Raw genomic sequence first — 16,124 nt, 5'->3', positions numbered from 1 at the left:
TCCACAGCCGACCCGGATCCACAGCCGATCCGGAGAGTGACGTGTCACCGTCCTCCTGTGACCCCAGCACCGGACCGTCCCGCGCCCCGCCGCCCGCGCCGCCGTCTCATGACGTGGCTCGTCATCGCCGTCGTCGTCCTGGCCGTCGCGGTCGTCGCCGTCGTGGTCGGCACCCGCGCCTACACGTCCACCGAGAACGCGAAGGCCTCGGCCACACCCAGCGTCGCCGCCACCCGTGCGCCCTCCACGCTCGAGCCGGAGGACCTGTCCGGCGAGTGGACGATCGGCGACGGGTCCGAGGCGGGCTACCGCGTGCACGAGGTCCTCAACGGCTCCGACGTCACCGTCACGGGTCGCACGTCGAGCGTCACCGGCACGGCGACCGTCGACGGGACGACGATCAGCGCGGCCACGATCACGGTGCAGGTCGGCGACATCGCCACCGACTCGGAGCAGCGCGACTCGTACTTCCGCGACTCGGCGCTCGACACCCAGGCGTTCCCGACCGCCACCTTCACGCTCACGGAGCCGATCGAGGACGCGGTCCCGTCGGGCGACGCCACCACCGAGGTGCGGGCCACCGGCACGCTCGACCTGCACGGCGTCACGAAGCCGGTCACCGCGACGCTGCAGGTCGGACTCAGCGGTGACGGCGTCGACGTCTCCGGCTCGATCCCGATCACGTTCTCGGACTACTCGGTGCAGGCCCCGGACCTCGGGTTCGTCAAGGTCGACGACGCAGGCGCGGTCGAGTTCCTCGTGCACGCCACGCCCGCCTCCTGACCACCCGTCTCGAAGGTCGCGACGCGACCACCTGACGGCCGGGAGGCGCGGCACCGGTCGGCACCGCGCCTCCCGTCAGTCCCTCGGTCCAGACCGGCGGCCCGTCAGTCCGCCTGCGCGTCGCCCCGCACCGCGAGGTCCCGCACCACACCCGGCAGTTGCTCCACGAGTCCCGTCATCGGGAACGGGCCGCCACGCGACGCCCGACGTGCCGCGACCCCGTGCACGACCGCAGCGGCGGCGGCGAGGTGCGCCAGCTCCTCCGACCCGACCTCGCTCGTCCCGGCCCGCGCTGCGACGAGGGCTCCGAGCACCCCGCCGAGGACGTCCCCAGCACCGGCCGCGGCGAGCCACGGCGTCGCCGAGGACGCCACCAGCCGGACCCCGCCGTCGGGCGTGACGACGTGCGTGTCCGCACCCTTGAGCAGCACGACGCTCCCGGTCTGTCCGGCGGCACGCAGCGCCGCTGTCTGCGGGTCCCCCTCCACCTCGTCACGGGAGACCCCGAGCAGGGACGCTGCCTCGCCGGCGTGCGGGGTGAGGACCGCGAGCGGCCCGAGGTCGACGAGCGGGATCGCACCGGCGTCGACGACGACCGGCACGCCGTCCTCGGACGCGTGCGCGAAGCCGTCGCGGGTCGTCGCGTCGAGCTCGTCCAGCGAGGCCGCCGAGATGCCCGACCCGACGAGCCACGCCTGCACGCGGCCGACCCCGGCGACGATCTCCGGCCGTCGGGCGAGCACGAAGTCGGTGGCACGGTCGGGTCCGACGTACCGGACCATGCCGAGCCCGGTGTGCACGGCGGCGTCGACGCCCATGACCGCGGCACCCGGGTAGGCGGCGGAACCGGTGGCGACCCCGAGGACCCCGCGCCGGTACTTCGAGGTGTCACCGGTGGGCACGGTGATCCAGGCGGCGGCGTCGGCGGGTCGGACGGAGACGAAGTCGTTCATCGTCCCCACGGTACGGTGACGGGCATGAGCCTGTCCCTGCCCGGCCGTGTCGTCGTCTTCGACTACGGCGAGGTGATCAGCCGCACCCCGCACGCCGCCCGTGCCGCGCTGCTCGAGGCGACGGGGCTCGAGGCCGACGAGCTGTTCCCCGTGTACCAGGAGCTCCGGAACGACCTGGACCGTGGCGACCTCTCCGTGCTCGCCTACTGGCGGGCGATCGGCGAACGGACCGGGCGGTCCTGGTCGGTGACCGAGATCCACCGGTTCTGGGCGCTCGACTACACCGGGTGGTTCGACGTCGACCCCGAGGTCCTGGCGCTCGTCGAGGAACTGCACGACGCCGGCACGCGCCTGGCGCTCCTGTCGAACGCGGGGTTCGACTTCGGCGACCCCTACCGGTACTCGCCGATGGGCTCGATGTTCGAGACCGTCGTGGTGAGCGCGGAGGAGCACGTGCTCAAGCCGGACGCGTCCATCTACCGCGACACGTGCGACCGCCTCGGGATCGAGCCCGCCGCGATGGTGTTCGTCGACAACCGTGCGGAGAACGCCGCCGGCGCGGACGCGGTCGGTGCGGTCGGCGTGCACTTCACCTCGGCGGCGGCCCTGCGGTCGGCGCTCGAGGAACTCGCCGCCCCGACGGGGTGACGGCGACCGACGGAGTGACGGCGGGCCGGGATCGGCCGGGAGGCCCGGCGCACCGACCGGACGCCTCCTCGGTTCCTCCGAGCGAGCGCCCGGTACGATTCCCTCATTGTGGACGACCCTCCTAGTTGCGCTGACCATCACATGCCCGCCGCTCACACAGTGAGCTGCCCGACTCCGAGGTGTGCCTCGTGAGCCCCGTCGACGTCCTCATGCTGATCGGCGGCATCCTGCTGACGCTCGGCACCGGGGTCTTCGTGGCCTCCGAGTTCTCGCTCGTCAACCTCGACCGCGCCGACGTCGAAGCCCGCCGCGACCGCGGCGAATCCGGCCTGAGCCCCGTGATCGGTGCGCTCAAGGTCACGTCGACGCACCTGTCGAGCGCCCAGCTCGGCATCACCCTGACGACCCTGCTCACCGGGTACCTGCTCGAACCGTCGATCGCGAAGCTGCTCGAGGCACCGTTCCTCGCGATGGACCTGCCCGAGGGGGTCGTCGAGACCGTCGGGTCGATCGTCGCCCTCGTCATCGCCACCCTGCTGTCGATGATCCTCGGCGAGCTCGTGCCGAAGAACTTCGCCCTCGCGCTGCCGCTCCAGACCGCGAAGCTCGTCGTGCCGCTCCAGGTGGGCTTCACGACGGTGTTCAAGCCCGCGGTCGCAGTGCTCAACGGCACCGCGAACGCCGTGCTCCGCTCGATCGGCATCGAGCCGCAGGAAGAGCTGTCCGGCGCCCGGAGCGCCGAGGAGCTCACCTCGCTGCTGCGCCGTTCGGCGTCCGAGGGGTCGCTGGAACAGGACACCGCGACGCTCCTCGAGCGGACGCTGGCGTTCTCCGAGCTCAACGCGAGCGACGTCATGACGCCCCGGCCGCGACTGTCGACGATCCGTGTGTCCGACAGCGCCGACGCCGTCATCGCCCTCGCCCGCCGGACCGGCTTCAGCCGCTTCCCGGTGATCGAGGAGGACGCGGACGACGTCGTCGGACTCGTGCACGTCAAGCAGGCCGTCTCGGTCCCGCGCGAGAAGCGCGCCGAGGTCCCGGTCGGCGCGCTGATGACCGACGCCGAGCGCGTCCCCGAGACCATGCCCGGCGACACGCTGCTGACCGAGGTCCGCGGCCGTGGGTACCAGATGGTCATCGTCGTGGACGAGTACGGCGGGACGGCCGGTGTCGTCACGCTCGAGGACCTGGTCGAGGAGATCGTCGGCGAGGTGTCGGACGAGCACGACCGCGCCCGCATCGACGTCGTGCGCAGCCGCGGCTGGCTCACCTTCCCCGGACTGCTCCGTCCGGACGAACTCGAGGACCGCGCGAGCGTCACGGTGCCCGAGGACGGCCCGTACGAGACCGTCGGCGGGTTCCTCATGCAGGAGCTCGGACGGCTCCCGGTGGTGGGTGACGAGGTCGCGATCGACTCGGGCGTGTTCCGCGTCGAGCGCCTCGACGGCCGTCGGATCGACCGCATCCGCTACACGCCGAACCCGGTCGACTCCCCCACCGGGAGCGCCCCCACCCCGACGGGGAGCACCACGAAGACGACGAGCACGACGACGACCGACACCGCGGAGGCCGACCGATGAGTTCCGACTGGTGGGGCATCTTCTGGCTCTTCGTCCTCCTCGGGGGCAACGCGTTCTTCGTCGCCGCCGAGTTCGCCGTCATCTCGGCACGCCGCTCGCAGATCGAGCCGCGGGCCGAGCAGGGCTCCCGTGCCGCGCAGATGACGCTGTGGGCGATGGAGCACGCGACCCGCATGCTCGCGACCACGCAGCTCGGCATCACGGTCTGCTCGCTGCTCATCCTGAACGTGTCCGAGCCGGCGATCCACCACCTGCTCGAGGTCCCGCTGCACCTGACCGGGTGGAGCGCCGAGGTCATCGGCGTCGTGGCGTTCGTGTTCACGCTGCTGCTCGTGTCGTTCCTGCACGTCGTGTTCGGCGAGATGGTCCCGAAGAACATCTCGTTCTCGATGCCGGACCGGGCCGCGCTCATGCTCGTCCCGACGCTCTGGTACATCGGCCACGGCCTGCACTGGGTGGTCGTCGGCCTCAACGAGGTCGCGAACGGCGTCCTGCGGCTCTTCAAGGTGGAGCCGAAGGACGAGGCGGTCAGCGCCTACACGGTCGACGAGGTGCAGACGATCGTCGAGCAGTCCCGGCGCGAGGGCACCCTCGCCGACGACTCGGGCACGCTCCGGATGGCGTTCGAGTTCACCGAGAAGAAGGTCAAGGACGTCGCCGTGCCGATGTCCGGGCTCGTGACGCTGCACGAGGACGCCACCCCGGCGGACGTCGAGCGGATGGTGTCGCAGCGCGGGTTCTCGCGCTACGTGCTCGTCGACGACGCCGGTGACCCGACCGGGTACGTGCACGTCAAGGACGTCATCGACCTGCGGCCGGACGAGTTCGACGACCCGGTGCCGCCGAAGCGCATCCGGCAGCTCATCTCGCTGTACACGGAGATGGACCTCGAGGACGCGCTCGCCACCATGCGCGGGGCCGGGCGCCACGTGGCCCGGGCGTTCGACGCCGAGGGGCGGACGACGGGCGTGCTCTTCCTCGAGGACATCCTCGAGGAGCTCATCGGCACCGTCGAGGACGCCACCCGGCGTCGCTGACGCCGGTCGCTCCCGCGACCCGGGACGGACGGGAGGGTCCCACCTCCCGTCCGTCGTGGCGTCGGCGGCGCGACCGCGCTACCAGCTCACCGGCAGGGGCTTGCCCTCCTCGTACCCGGCGGCGGACTGGATGCCGACCAGCGCGCGGTCGGAGAACTCGGCCAGGCTCGTCGCGCCCGCGTACGTGGCGGAGCTGCGGAGCCCCGTCGTGATCATGTCGAGCAGGTCCTCGACGCTCGGACGCTCCGGGTCGAGGAAGATCGTCGACGACGAGATCCCCTCGGCGAACAGCGCCTTGCGGGCGCGCTCGTACGGGTCGAGTCGCTCGAACCGCTCCCGCACGGCCTTGGCGGACGCCATCCCCCAGCTCTCCTTGTAGGCGCGACCGGCTGCGTCGCGGCGGAGCACGCCGGGTGCCTCGAGCGTGCCGGCGAACCACGAGCCGATCATCACGGCGGACGCCCCGGCGGCCATCGCGAGCGCGACGTCCCGCGGGTAACGGACGCCGCCGTCGGCCCAGACGTGCGCGCCGAGCGACCGGGCGGCCGCGGCGGTCTCGAGCACCGCGGAGAACTGCGGGCGCCCGACGGCGGTCATCATGCGCGTCGTGCACATGGCACCGGGGCCGACACCGACCTTGATGATCGACGCGCCGGCGGCGACCAGGTGCGCGACGGCGTCGGCGGTGACGACGTTGCCGGCGACGAGCGGGATGCCGAGCTGCAGGGCCGACACGGCACGGAGCGCGCGGAGCATGCCCTCCTGGTGGCCGTGGGCGGTGTCGAGGACGAGCACGTCGACCCCGGCGTCGGCGAGGGCCGAGGCCTTCGCGGCGACGTCGCCGTTGATGCCGACGGCCGCCGCCACCCGGAGCCGACCGGACGCGTCCACGGCCGGTCGGTAGATGTCGGAGCGGATGGCGCTCGTCGGGCTCGTCGTGCCGACGACCTTGCCGTGCCGCACGACCGGGGCGAAGTCCACGCCGGCCGCGGTCAGCACGTCGTACACGTGCCGCGGGGTGCCGGCGTCCTCGGCGTCGATCGCGACCGTCGCGCCGTGCAGCAGGTCGCCGAGGACGGCGTCCGCGCCGGCGGTCGCGAGCCGGGTCGCCGGCACGCAGCCGAGGTACTCGCCCGCCGGGTCGCGTACGACGATGCCACGGCCCTCGACCGGCAGGAGCTGCTCGAGCGCCTCGGCCACGGTCGCGTCGGCGCCGAGCTCGAGTGCGGAGTCGTACGCGACCGGCTGCGCCTTCACCCAGCGGATCGCCTCGGCGAGGTCCTGCAGGTGCATGTCCTGCGGCAGCACACCGAGACCACCGCGTCGGGCGAGCGTCGCGGCGAGGCGGGGACCGGTCACCGAGTTCATGTTCGCGCTGACGATCGGGATGGTCGCGCCGGTGCCGTCGTCCGTCGCGAGGTCCACGTCGAAGCGGCTCGTCACGCTCGACCGACTCGGGACGAGGAAGACGTCGGAGTAGGTCAGGTCGTGGGTCGGCCGCGTCTCGTAGAACCTCATGGGGTCAATCGTACGGCGGCGGCGTCAGGCCCGGCCGAGAGGCCCCGCGACGCCCGCCGGGAGGCCCGACTCGCCCGCCCTCTCCCACCTCGCGGCCACGGAGGAGCGGCTAGGGTTGACGGCGTGCGGGACAGGGTTGCCCCGCACGACACACACGAGCATCAATCGACGGAGAGTGGGCGATCGGCTGTGTCGAGCCATCTGACCGGAACGGACGAGACCGCGGGCGATTTCGGCGCGAACGAGTGGCTGGTGGACGAGCTCTACGAGCAGTTCGTGGCCGACAGGAACAGCGTCGACGAGTCCTGGTGGCCCGTCCTCGAGAGCTACCACCGGACGCAGGCCGCCACGACGGACGCCGCCCCCGGTAGCCCGGCCGACACCGGCTCGAGCACCCCGGCCGCCGCCGGCTCGAGCACCCCGGCCGCCGCCGACTCGAGCACCCCGGCTCCGGCGCAGGCAGCCGCCGCGCAGGACGCCCCCGCCGGTCAGCCCGCCGCCGCATCCGGCCCCTCCTCCACGCAGCAGCCCGCCACGGGAGAGGCGAAGACCCCGCTCCAGGCCCGCACCACCTCGCGCCAGCCGTCCCCGCAGCCGATCCCCGCCGAGGCGAACGACGCGGCGGACGACCACGAGGAGACCCACGAGGACGTCGCCACCCCGCTGCGCGGCATGGCGAAGACCCTCGCGTCGAACATGGACGCGTCGCTCACCGTCCCGACCGCGACCAGCGTCCGGACCATCCCGGCGAAGCTGATGATCGACAACCGGATCGTCATCAACAACCACCTGCGTCGTGCCCGCGGCGGCAAGATCTCCTTCACGCACCTGATCGGCTGGGCCATGGTGCAGACGCTCAAGGAGTTCCCGAGCCAGAACGTCTCGTACGAGGAGCGCGACGGCAAGCCCTTCCTCGTCACCCCGGCGCACGTCAACCTCGGCATCGCGATCGACGTCCCGAAGAAGGACGGCACGCGCTCCCTGCTCGTCCCGAGCATCAAGCGCGCCGAGGCCCTGACGTTCGGCCAGTTCCTCTCCGTGTACGAGGACGTCGTCAAGCGCGCCCGGGACAACAAGCTCACCCCGTCGGACTTCCAGGGCACGACGATCTCCCTCACGAACCCGGGCGGCATCGGCACCGAGCACTCGGTCCCGCGTCTCACGAAGGGGCAGGGCTGCATCGTCGGCGCCGGCGCCCTCGAGTACCCGGCGCAGTTCCAGGGGTCGGCGCCGAAGACCCTCATCGAGCTCGGCGTCGGCAAGACCATCACGCTGACGAGCACGTACGACCACCGCGTCATCCAGGGCGCCGGGTCGGGTGAGTTCCTCAAGAAGGTGCACGAGCGGCTCATCGGCCAGCACGGCTTCTACGACGACATCTTCGCCGCGCTCCGGATCCCCTACAAGCCGATCCAGTGGGCGAACGACATCAACGTCGACCTGGCGCACCGGGTGAACAAGACCGCGCGCGTGCAGGAGCTCATCAACAGCTACCGCGTCCGCGGGCACCTGATGGCCGACATCGACCCGCTTGAGTACCGGCAGCGCACGCACCCCGACCTCGAGATCGAGAGCCACGGGCTGACCTTCTGGGACCTCGACCGGGAGTTCGTCACGGGCGGGCTCGCCGGCACGACGACCGCTCCCCTGCGCGACGTCCTCGGGATCCTCCGCGACGCCTACTGCCGCACGGTCGGCATCGAGTACATGCACATCCAGGACCCGGAGCAGCGTCGCTGGGTGCAGGAGCGCATCGAGGTCCCGTACTCGAAGCCGTCGAAGGACGAGCAGCTCCGCGTCCTCGGCAAGCTCAACGAGGCCGAGGCCTTCGAGACCTTCCTGCAGACGAAGTACGTCGGCCAGAAGCGGTTCTCGCTCGAGGGCGGCGAGTCGACCATCGCGTTCCTCGACACGCTCATCCAGCACGCCGCCGTGGACGGTCTCGACGAGGTCGCGATCGGCATGGCGCACCGCGGCCGCCTCAACGTGCTGACGAACATCGCCGGCAAGACCTACGGCCAGATCTTCCGCGAGTTCGAGGGCACCCAGCTCCCGGGCACGGTCTCCGGTCAGGGTTCCGGCGACGTCAAGTACCACGTGGGCACCGAGGGTGTGTTCCGCGCCTCCGACGGGTCCCGCATCCCCGTCACGATCGCCGCCAACCCGTCCCACCTCGAGGCCGTCGACGGCGTGCTCGAGGGCATCGTCCGCGCGAAGCAGGACCGGAAGCCCGCCGGCACGTTCGGCACGCTTCCCGTGCTCGTGCACGGCGACGCGGCGATGGCCGGCCAGGGCGTGGTCGTCGAGACCCTGCAGATGTCGCAGCTGCGGGGCTACCGCACCGGCGGCACCGTGCACCTCGTCATCAACAACCAGGTCGGCTTCACGACGCCGCCCGAGTCGGCGCGCACCTCGGTGTACTCGACCGACGTCGCGAAGACGATCCAGGCGCCGGTCTTCCACGTGAACGGCGACGACCCGGAGGCCGTGGCCCGCGTCGCGGACCTGGCCTACGCGTACCGCGAGGAGTTCCACCGCGACGTCGTCATCGACCTGGTCTGCTACCGCCGCCGCGGTCACAACGAGGGCGACGACCCCTCGATGACGCAGCCGCTCATGTACAACCTCATCGAGGCGAAGCGCTCGGTCCGCACGCTGTACACCGAAGCCCTCGTCGGCCGCGGTGACATCACGCAGCAGGAGTACGACGACGCGCACCGCGACTTCCAGGACCGCCTCGAGCGCGCCTTCGCGGAGACGCACGAGGCGCAGACGGGCTCGGTGTCGACGCCCGCCACGAACGACTCCGGTGCCGTGAACGGCCTCGAGCGCCCGACCTCCCAACGCGACGACTCCGAACTCGAGGTGCACGACACCGCGGTCTCGCAGGAGCTCGTCGAACTCATCGGCGACGCGCACGGGAACCCGCCGTCGGGCTTCTCGATCCACCCGAAGCTGCAGCAGCTCCTCACGAAGCGCCGCGAGATGACCCGGACCGGCGGGATCGACTGGGCCATGGCCGAGCTGATGGCGATCGGTTCGGTCCTGACCGAGGGCAAGCCGGTGCGGCTCGCCGGGCAGGACGCCCGTCGTGGCACGTTCGTCCAGCGCCAGGCGGTCTTCCACGACCGGACCAACGGCCAGGAGTGGCTGCCGCTCGCGAACCTCACCGAGGACCAGGCACGCTTCTTCATCTACGACTCGCTCCTGAGCGAGTACGCGGCGATGGCGTTCGAGTACGGGTACTCGGTCGAGCGTCCCGAGGCCCTCGTGCTCTGGGAGGCGCAGTTCGGCGACTTCGCGAACGGCGCCCAGACCGTGATCGACGAGTTCATCTCGTCCGCCGAGCAGAAGTGGGGCCAGCGCTCCGGCCTGGTGCTCCTGCTCCCGCACGGCTACGAGGGTCAGGGGCCGGACCACTCCTCGGGGCGCATCGAGCGCTACCTGCAGCTGTGCGCGCAGGACAACATGGTGGTGGCGCGCCCGTCGACCCCGGCGTCGTACTTCCACCTGCTCCGGCGCCAGGCGTGGGCGAAGCCGCAGAAGCCGCTCATCGTGTTCTCCCCGAAGGCGATGCTCCGCCTGCGACAGGCGACGAGCGCGGTGACGGACTTCACCTCCGGCACGTTCCAGGAGGTCCTGGACGACGACCGCCTGCAGGCGAACGGTGTCGACCGCGGGTCGGTGCGCCGGGTGGTCCTGCACTCGGGCAAGATCCACCACGACCTGCGTGCCGAGGCGGAGAAGCGCGGTGTGACGGACGTGGCACTGGTCCGGCTGGAGCAGCTCGCCCCGCTCCCGCTCGACCGCATCCTCGAGGTCATCGCGGGCTACCCCGAGGCCGAGGTCGTGTTCGCCCAGGAGGAGCCCGAGAACCAGGGCGCCTGGCCGTTCGTCTGCATGAACCTGTCCCCGCACCTGGACGGTCGGCCGCTGTCCGTCGCGGCCCGGTCCGCGAGTGCGGCGCCGGCGACCGGCTCGTCGAAGCGATCCGCCGCCGAGGCGGCCGAGGTCATCGACCGGGCGTTGAGGGCATGAGCGCTTGAGCGCGTCGGCCTGATGACGAGGGAGCGCCTCGTGCAGGAGTCCGTGGGACTCCAGCACGAGGCGCTCCGACGTCCGCGAGGGATCAGTACAGTTCAAACGAGCCTAGTGTAGCGGACGCCCGCCTCGTGGTAGCCGCGGCGCTGGTAGAACCGGTGCGCGCTGTCCGTCGCGGCGGCGCTCACGGCGCTGAGCTGGCGCGCGCCCTGCTCGACGGCCCACGTCTCGAAGGTGCCCAGGAGCGCAGAGCCCGTGCCGTGCCTCCTGGCCGTGGGGTCCACGACGAGCAGGAGCAACTGCGCGGTCGGCGCGTCGCCGGCGTACGTCCACGTGAGCTGCGCCCCGGCGACCGCGACGGGCCGACCGTCGTCCCCGCGCACGACCCACGTGCGGTGCCCGGCCTCGGCGGTGAGCCGGTCGAGGCGCGAGCGCATCGACGCGGGCTCGACCTGGTGGCCGAGCAGGCGCACCAACTCGGTCACCGCGACGACGTCGGGTTCGGTCCAGGTGCTGATCGGCTCGGCGTCGGTCATGCCCGCACCCTACCCGCTCCCAGCGGCGCTTCCGCCGGTGTGACGCGGCCGGGTGCGGTCAGTGTGTGGACTGCACTGCGCGGAGCCGGGCGAGGACCTCGCCGCGGAGCTGCTCGGGAGCGGTCTCCTGGCAGGCGCGCTTCACGGTCTCCATGAGCACCACGCCGACGCGGTGTTCCGTCAGGCAGTCCTCGCAGCCGTCCATGTGCTCGCGGATGTCCGCGGCGTCCTCGTGACGGAGCTCGTCGTGGAGGAACTCCTCGAGTTCCGCCTTCGCCTTCGAGCAGTCGCACCCGCTCATCGTGCGTCCTTCCGGGTCGTGCGGGCACCGGCCGTCGTGGCCGCCCGCGTACCTGCACCACGGCCTCGCCCGCGCATCGTCGCCGTCGACGCTGCGTCCGGGACGACACCGGTCTCGCGTGCGTGGTCCGCCAGCAGCCCACGCAGGAGCCGGCGTCCACGGTGGAGGCGGCTCATGACCGTCCCCACGGGGGTCTTCATGATGTCGGCGATCTCCTGGTAGGAGAACCCCTCGACATCGGCGAAGTAGACCGCCATCCGGAAGTCCTCCGGGATGGCCTGCAGCGCGTCCTTCACGGCGGAGGACGGCAGATGGTCGATGGCGTCGGCCTCGGCGGACCGGGCCGAGATCGACTGCGTCACGCTCTCCGCGCCGCCGAGCTGCCAGTCCTCGAGCTCGTCGATGGTGCCCTGGTACGGGTTCCGCTGGTTCTTGCGGTACGTGTTGATGAACGTGTTCGTCAGGATCCGGTACAGCCACGCCTTGAGGTTCGTGCCCTGGCGGAACTGCCGGAACGCGGCGAACGCCTTGACGAACGTCTCCTGTACGAGGTCCGAGGCGTCGGCGGGGTTGCGCGTCATCCGCATCGCCGCGCCGTACAGCTGGTCCATGAACGGCAGCGCCTGGTCCTCGAACAGGCGGCGCAGCTCGTGCTCCGAGACCGTCTTCGCGTCGACCGGCTCGTCGTCGGCGGTCGGGTCGTCCGACTCGTCCACCGTGTCCGACGCGGCGAGGTCCTCGTCCTCGACGGCGTCGAGCTGCGCCTCGGTCTCCTCGACCAGGTCGTCCGGTGCGTGCTGCGGTTCGTCGGTCGTCATCGCCCGCCAGTCTAGGCGGACGAGGACGTCCGGGCCCTGCGGCTCGGTCAACGTCGTGACGACCGTCGGCAGCTGGTCCGCGGCGGCCGGTCGTGACGGTGCGAGTGCGATCACCGTGCTCCTCCCGATGGGTTCAGTAGTGTGGTGAACCGATGGCAGCCACGACGCATTCCCGCCCCTGGACCGCCCCCGTCGCGCCGGGCCCGCTCGCCGGGGACGTCGCCCTGCCCGGGTCGAAGTCGCTGACGAACCGCGAGCTCGTCCTCGCCGCGCTCGCCGACGGCCCCTCCACGATCCGGCTGCCCCTGCACTCCCGGGACTCCGCCCTCATGACGACCGCGCTCCGCCAGCTCGGCGTCGGCATCGACGAGGTCGAGCCGGTCGCGGGTGACCCGGCGAACCCGTACGGACCGGACCTCCGCGTGACGCCCGCCGCCATGCACGGCGGTGTCCGTGTCGACTGCGGCCTCGCGGGCACCGTCATGCGCTTCCTGCCGCCCCTGGCGGCACTGGCCGAGGGACCGGTCACGATCGACGGTGACCCCTACGCCCGCAAGCGACCGATGGCTGCGATCATCCGCGCGCTCGTCGACCTCGGCGTGGACGTCACCGACGACGGCGGCGGCGCGATGCCCTTCACCTTCGTCGGCAGCGGTTCGGTCCGGGGTGGGACGCTCGAGATCGACGCCTCGGCGTCCTCCCAGTTCGTCTCCGGCCTGCTGCTCTCCGCGCCCCGCTTCGACGAGGGCCTGCACCTGCGGCACGTCGGCGACAGGCTGCCGAGCATGCCGCACATCGCGATGACGGTCGCGGTCCTCCGTGCCCGCGGCGTCCGCGTCGACGAGCCGGGCGTCGGCGAGTGGGTCGTGCACCCCGGACCCATCGCGGCACGGGACGTGACGATCGAACCGGACCTCTCGAACGCCGCACCCTTCGCGGTCGCCGCACTCGTCGCCGGTGGGACGGTCCGGATCCGGACCTGGCCGACCGAGACGACGCAGGTCGGTGCCGACCTCGAGACGCTCCTGCCGCTGTGGGGCGCGACCGTGACGCGGGACGGTGCGGACCTGGTGTTCGACGGCGGCGTCGGGGTCCGGGGTGGCGCCTCCCTGCCGGGTCTGGAGCTGGACCTGACCCGCGGCGGCGAGCTCGCCCCGGCACTCGTCGCGCTGGCGGCCCTGGCCGGCGGCCCGAGCGAGGTCTCCGGCATCGGGCACCTGCGCGGGCACGAGACGGACCGGCTCGCGGCGCTCGCGGCGGACCTCAACGGGCTCGGAGGCACGGTCACCGAGCGCGAGGAGGGCCTCCGGATCGACCCGGCGCGGCTCTCGGGCGGTGACTGGGCTGCGTACGAGGACCACCGGATGGCCACCGCCGGCGCCGTCGTCGGTCTGGTGACCGAGGGCGTCGCGGTCGACGACATCGGCTCCACCGCGAAGACGTTGCCGCAGTTCCCGGAGCTGTGGGCCGACCTGGTCGCCACGGCGGGCCGGACCGCTCCGGCAGACCGGGACACCGACGTCACGGGAGCAGCGGGTGCGGCCGAGACAGCAGAGGGGGCGCCGGCATGAGCTGGTGGGACGACACCGACGGCGGCGACGAGGACGAGCCGTACGGCCAGTACGACGAGTCGAGCGTCCGCGTCCGGCCGAACCCGAAGGGCAACCGACCCCGGACGAAGACCCGGCCGACGTACGAGGACGCGCCGTCGGGCTGGGTCACCAACGTCGACCGCGGACGCTTCGGCGTGCTCGTCACCGACGCGGACGGGGAGCACGTCATCACCGCGACGAAGGCCCGCGAGCTCGGCCGGAAGTCGGTCGTCACGGGCGACCACGTCTCGCTCACCGGCGACGTCTCCGGCAGCGAGGGCTCGCTGGCCCGCATCGTCCGGGTGGCCGAGCGGACGACCCTGCTCCGGCGGAGTGCGGACGACTCGGACGAGGTCGAGCGCGTCATCGTGGCGAACGCCGACCAGATGCTCATCGTCGTGGCCTCGGCGGACCCGGAACCCCGGCCGCGCCTCATCGACCGGTACCTCGTCGCGGCGTTCGACGCCGGCCTCGACCCGGTCCTCTGCATCACGAAGACCGACCTCGCCGACCCGGCGCCGTTCCTGGCGCACTTCGCCTGCCTCGACCTGCGCATCGTGACGAGCCGGGCCGACGATGTGCCGTTCGAGGCGCTGCACGAGCTCCTCGACGGCAAGGTGACGGTCACCGTCGGCCACTCCGGCGTCGGCAAGTCCACCCTCGTCAACGCGCTGACCGGCTCCACGCGGGCGATCGGCGTCGTCAACTCGGTCACCGGGCGCGGCCGCCACACGTCCTCGTCGTCCGTCGCCCTCCGGGTGCGGGACGGCGGGTGGGTCATCGACACCCCCGGCGTCCGGTCGTTCGGCCTCGGGCACGTGCAGCCGGAGAACGTGTTCCGCGCGTTCGCCTCGCACGCGGTGCCGGTGCAGGACGCCCCGGACGGCATCCCGCTGCACCAGGCGCACGACTGGGAGATCGTCGACCGGGTCGCGGGCGGCGAGCTCGGGCCGACCGGGATCGAGCGGCTCGACTCGTTCCGGGCGCTCCTCACCGGGATGGGCGCGGAGGACCCCGGCACGGCGTGAGCTACCCCGCACGGCGTCCCCCGGCGTCGGGTGGACCCACTCGGCCGGGTCGTGCGGGGGTCCGCCGGACCGCCGCTACGCTCGACCCGTGGACCTCAGCGCCGACCTGGCATTCGCCCGTTCCCTCGCCGACACCGCCGACGCGATCAGCCTCGACCGGTTCCGCGCCGCCGACCTGCACGTCACGGAGAAGGCCGACCACACCGCGGTCACCGACGCCGACCAGGCCGTCGAGCGCGCCCTCCGCGAGCGGCTCGCCGCGGAGCGCCCGGAGGACGCCTTCCTCGGCGAGGAGACCACGGCGGACACCGGCGAGGAGGCCGTGAGCGCCGGACACCGCCAGTGGGTCGTCGACCCGATCGACGGCACCGCCAACTACCTGCGCGGCGTGCCGGTGTGGGCGACGCTCATCGCCCTCGCGGTGGACGGCCGTCCCGTCCTCGGGGTGGTCAGCGCACCGGCCCTCGGCAAGCGGTGGTGGGCGGCGGCGGGCCTCGGCGCGCACTCGTTCGACGGACCGCTGCACGTGTCCGGCGTCGCCGCCCTCGGGGACGCGAGCCTGAGCTACAACTCGCTGCAGCAGTGGGACGACGACGACCGGCTCGACGCCCTCGTCACGCTGTCGCGACGGGTCTGGCGCACCCGCGCCTACGGCGACATGTGGTCGTACATGATGGTCGCGGAAGGGGTCCTCGACGTCGCCGGGGAACCGGACCTCAAGCCGTGGGACATCGCCGCCCTCGTCCCGATCGTGGAGGAGGCCGGCGGCCGCCTCACCTCGCTCGACGGCGACCCCGGTCCGTGGCACGGCAGTGCGCTCGCCTCGAACGGCCTCGTGCACGACGCCGTCGTCGAGGTGATCCGCCGGGCCTGACCGCTGACGGGGCACCTGCGACGCTGCTCGCCCCAGCGCCGCCGTCACCCCCCCCCGTTCTGGGGGCACGCCTATCGGCGCATCGGACTGACGGTTCCTCCAGCACGACCGATGGTGGGTTACCGTTCTCGTGGCGGCAGGTCAGTACTCGTCGGGATCCCTAGTCCCGGTCACCACGGACCCACCGTCATCTCGTCCGACTGCCCTAACCCGAGGGGTGACCACGACGATGGATTCATCGTTCCCGAGCGGGACCGAGCCCACCCAGGCTCGTCGTCCGCGATCCGTCCACACATCGACCCTGCCAGTGTCCCGGGCCACCCACCCGATGCACACCGGCACCTCCCACCGTGGGGCCACCCACCCCGCCGCGGGACTGTCTCTTATACACATCTCCGAGCCCACGAGACATCTC

General features: G+C 72.1%; 13 protein-coding genes. 8 read left to right on the top strand and 5 right to left on the bottom strand.

Annotated elements, in window-relative coordinates; translation table 11 throughout:
* The first annotated feature begins 57 nt into the window (after nt 1–57).
* Nucleotides 58–783 (top strand): YceI family protein, encoded by a 726-nt coding sequence (locus DEJ32_RS01700; protein WP_258368866.1) that lies wholly within the window; start codon nt 58–60, stop codon nt 781–783.
* A gap of 104 nt (nt 784–887) precedes the next feature.
* On the opposite strand, the gene DEJ32_RS01695 is transcribed toward DEJ32_RS01700, so the two are convergent.
* On the bottom strand, nt 888–1,736 hold the full coding sequence (locus tag DEJ32_RS01695) for an ADP/ATP-dependent (S)-NAD(P)H-hydrate dehydratase (protein WP_110900130.1): 849 nt from the start codon (nt 1,734–1,736) through the stop codon (nt 888–890).
* Nucleotides 1,737–1,760: 24 nt separating this feature from the next.
* Between DEJ32_RS01695 and DEJ32_RS01690 the strand changes: the two genes are divergently transcribed.
* The 3 genes from DEJ32_RS01690 to DEJ32_RS01680 all read left to right on the top strand — a co-directional run bounded on the left by DEJ32_RS01690 (nt 1,761) and on the right by DEJ32_RS01680 (nt 5,001).
* Nucleotides 1,761–2,384, top strand: coding sequence for an HAD-IA family hydrolase (locus DEJ32_RS01690; protein WP_146234056.1), 624 nt, complete (start codon nt 1,761–1,763; stop codon nt 2,382–2,384).
* Nucleotides 2,385–2,593: 209 nt separating this feature from the next.
* Nucleotides 2,594–3,964: a hemolysin family protein gene (locus DEJ32_RS01685; RefSeq protein WP_258368398.1), complete on the top strand. Its 1,371-nt coding sequence runs from the start codon at nt 2,594–2,596 to the stop codon at nt 3,962–3,964.
* Nucleotides 3,961–5,001 (top strand): hemolysin family protein, encoded by a 1,041-nt coding sequence (locus DEJ32_RS01680; protein ID WP_110891332.1) that lies wholly within the window; start codon nt 3,961–3,963, stop codon nt 4,999–5,001. The genes DEJ32_RS01685 and DEJ32_RS01680 overlap by 4 nt, the downstream gene beginning before the upstream one ends.
* A 78-nt stretch (nt 5,002–5,079) precedes the next feature.
* Here the strand turns inward: DEJ32_RS01680 and DEJ32_RS01675 are convergent, their stop codons facing one another.
* Nucleotides 5,080–6,519, bottom strand: a complete 1,440-nt coding sequence (locus tag DEJ32_RS01675) for a GuaB1 family IMP dehydrogenase-related protein (RefSeq protein ID WP_110900128.1) — start codon at nt 6,517–6,519, stop codon at nt 5,080–5,082.
* Nucleotides 6,520–6,708: 189 nt separating this feature from the next.
* On the opposite strand from DEJ32_RS01675, the gene DEJ32_RS01670 reads away from it, so the two are divergent.
* The gene (locus tag DEJ32_RS01670; protein ID WP_181420555.1) at nt 6,709–10,557 is read left to right on the top strand and encodes a multifunctional oxoglutarate decarboxylase/oxoglutarate dehydrogenase thiamine pyrophosphate-binding subunit/dihydrolipoyllysine-residue succinyltransferase subunit; all 3,849 of its coding nucleotides are present in this window, start codon (nt 6,709–6,711) and stop codon (nt 10,555–10,557) included.
* Between the two features lie 101 nt (nt 10,558–10,658).
* On the opposite strand, the gene DEJ32_RS01665 is transcribed toward DEJ32_RS01670, so the two are convergent.
* From DEJ32_RS01665 to DEJ32_RS01655, 3 genes are read right to left on the bottom strand one after another with little or no spacing between them, the layout of a single operon-like run.
* A complete protein-coding gene (locus tag DEJ32_RS01665) occupies nt 10,659–11,096 on the bottom strand; it encodes a GNAT family N-acetyltransferase (protein WP_110825166.1) in 438 nt (145 codons plus the stop codon).
* 58 nt (nt 11,097–11,154) lie between these two features.
* Complete coding sequence (locus tag DEJ32_RS01660) at nt 11,155–11,397, bottom strand: zf-HC2 domain-containing protein (RefSeq protein ID WP_110825167.1); 243 nt, start codon at nt 11,395–11,397, stop codon at nt 11,155–11,157.
* Nucleotides 11,394–12,215: a sigma-70 family RNA polymerase sigma factor gene (locus DEJ32_RS01655; RefSeq protein WP_110825236.1), complete on the bottom strand. Its 822-nt coding sequence runs from the start codon at nt 12,213–12,215 to the stop codon at nt 11,394–11,396. The genes DEJ32_RS01660 and DEJ32_RS01655 overlap by 4 nt, the downstream gene beginning before the upstream one ends.
* A 152-nt stretch (nt 12,216–12,367) precedes the next feature.
* Between DEJ32_RS01655 and aroA the strand changes: the two genes are divergently transcribed.
* The 3 genes from aroA (at nt 12,368) to DEJ32_RS01640 (ending at nt 15,709) form a co-directional block, all read left to right on the top strand.
* Nucleotides 12,368–13,786 (top strand): 3-phosphoshikimate 1-carboxyvinyltransferase, encoded by a 1,419-nt coding sequence (gene aroA, locus DEJ32_RS01650; protein ID WP_110900127.1) that lies wholly within the window; start codon nt 12,368–12,370, stop codon nt 13,784–13,786.
* The gene (gene rsgA / locus DEJ32_RS01645) at nt 13,783–14,835 is read left to right on the top strand and encodes a ribosome small subunit-dependent GTPase A (RefSeq protein ID WP_110825169.1); all 1,053 of its coding nucleotides are present in this window, start codon (nt 13,783–13,785) and stop codon (nt 14,833–14,835) included. Before aroA ends, rsgA begins: the two co-directional genes overlap by 4 nt.
* A gap of 88 nt (nt 14,836–14,923) precedes the next feature.
* Nucleotides 14,924–15,709, top strand: coding sequence for an inositol monophosphatase family protein (locus DEJ32_RS01640; protein ID WP_110825170.1), 786 nt, complete (start codon nt 14,924–14,926; stop codon nt 15,707–15,709).
* The last annotated feature ends 415 nt before the right edge of the window (nt 15,710–16,124 follow it).

The organism is Curtobacterium sp. MCPF17_046 (assembly GCF_003224295.1).
Lineage (GTDB): Bacteria > Actinomycetota > Actinomycetes > Actinomycetales > Microbacteriaceae > Curtobacterium.
Note: the sequence above shows the minus strand (reverse complement) of the source record. Positions and strands in the feature narration are given on the sequence as shown.

What these genes read in the sequence shown, in the direction of transcription:
- DEJ32_RS01685 (WP_258368398.1), top strand. Translation starts at nt 2,594, where the DNA reads ATGCTGATCGGCGGCATCCTGCTGACGCTCGGCACCGGGGTCTTCGTG.
- DEJ32_RS01655 (WP_110825236.1), bottom strand. Translation starts at nt 12,215, where the DNA reads ATGACGACCGACGAACCGCAGCACGCACCGGACGACCTGGTCGAGGAG.
- DEJ32_RS01675 (WP_110900128.1), bottom strand. Translation starts at nt 6,519, where the DNA reads ATGAGGTTCTACGAGACGCGGCCGACCCACGACCTGACCTACTCCGAC.
- DEJ32_RS01660 (WP_110825167.1), bottom strand. Translation starts at nt 11,397, where the DNA reads ATGAGCGGGTGCGACTGCTCGAAGGCGAAGGCGGAACTCGAGGAGTTC.
- DEJ32_RS01680 (WP_110891332.1), top strand. Translation starts at nt 3,961, where the DNA reads ATGAGTTCCGACTGGTGGGGCATCTTCTGGCTCTTCGTCCTCCTCGGG.
- DEJ32_RS01695 (WP_110900130.1), bottom strand. Translation starts at nt 1,736, where the DNA reads ATGAACGACTTCGTCTCCGTCCGACCCGCCGACGCCGCCGCCTGGATC.
- DEJ32_RS01690 (WP_146234056.1), top strand. Translation starts at nt 1,761, where the DNA reads ATGAGCCTGTCCCTGCCCGGCCGTGTCGTCGTCTTCGACTACGGCGAG.
- DEJ32_RS01665 (WP_110825166.1), bottom strand. Translation starts at nt 11,096, where the DNA reads ATGACCGACGCCGAGCCGATCAGCACCTGGACCGAACCCGACGTCGTC.
- rsgA (WP_110825169.1), top strand. Translation starts at nt 13,783, where the DNA reads ATGAGCTGGTGGGACGACACCGACGGCGGCGACGAGGACGAGCCGTAC.
- aroA (WP_110900127.1), top strand. Translation starts at nt 12,368, where the DNA reads ATGGCAGCCACGACGCATTCCCGCCCCTGGACCGCCCCCGTCGCGCCG.